Below are 701 nucleotides of genomic sequence, written 5' to 3'. Positions count from 1 at the left end.
ACTACCTGGTTGATAGGTCGAAGGTGTAAGTGCAGTAATGTATTTAGCTTACCGATACTAATAGGTCGAGGACTTGACCAAAATAAAATCTAACGATTTTATATCGCAACTAAAAAAGAGTTGCTAAAATTAAATGATTAATTCTAGATGGTATACAGTTTTCAGAGTATTAACTTTGAAATGTTAATGTTAAAAATATTTTTTTTATATGTTGACAAAAATCTCTTATAGTGATAATATATTACTTGTCTTAGAGAAGAAAACTAAATTACGCAATATTATGTAGTTATAATAGCAAAGAGGATACACCTGTTCCCATTCCGAACACAGAAGTTAAGCTCTTTAGCGCTGATGGTACTTGGTGGGCAACTGCCTGGGAGAGTAAGACGTAGCTACGTAATGTGCCGAAGTGGCGGAACTGGCAGACGCACAGGACTTAAAATCCTGCGGGACTTACCTCTCGTACCGGTTCGATTCCGGTCTTCGGCACCAATATATTGTGGGCCATTAGCTCAGTTGGTTAGAGCGCCCGGCTCATAACCGGTAGGTCCGGGGTTCGAGTCCCTGATGGCCCACCACAATATATTACTTAAGAACTTTGAAAATTAAACAGTAGGTTAATTTATAGAATTTGAAACAACCAAGAAACATAAAGCCAGATATATAACAGTATCTGAGCCCTAGATAAACTTTTATTTAAG

2 tRNA genes and 2 rRNA genes are annotated in these 701 nt (G+C 37.5%); all 4 read left to right on the top strand.

Annotated features, from left to right (window positions below):
• Positions 1–81: ribosomal RNA gene (locus tag QOZ84_RS16545) — 23S ribosomal RNA — on the top strand; the annotation flags it as partial.
• 200 nt (positions 82–281) lie between these two features.
• Positions 282–398 (top strand): 5S ribosomal RNA (gene rrf, locus QOZ84_RS16540).
• Between the two features lie 5 nt (positions 399–403).
• Positions 404–492: transfer RNA gene (locus tag QOZ84_RS16535), tRNA-Leu, on the top strand.
• 9 nt (positions 493–501) lie between these two features.
• A tRNA-Ile gene (locus tag QOZ84_RS16530) sits at positions 502–578 on the top strand.
• Positions 579–701 lie beyond the last annotated feature (123 nt).

Origin of the sequence: Romboutsia sedimentorum, assembly GCF_030131845.1 — a bacterium.
Taxonomy (GTDB): Bacteria; Bacillota; Clostridia; order Peptostreptococcales; family Peptostreptococcaceae; genus Romboutsia_D; species Romboutsia_D sedimentorum.
The sequence above is the reverse complement of the archived record's forward strand: the minus strand, read 5'-3'. Positions and strand labels throughout refer to the sequence as shown.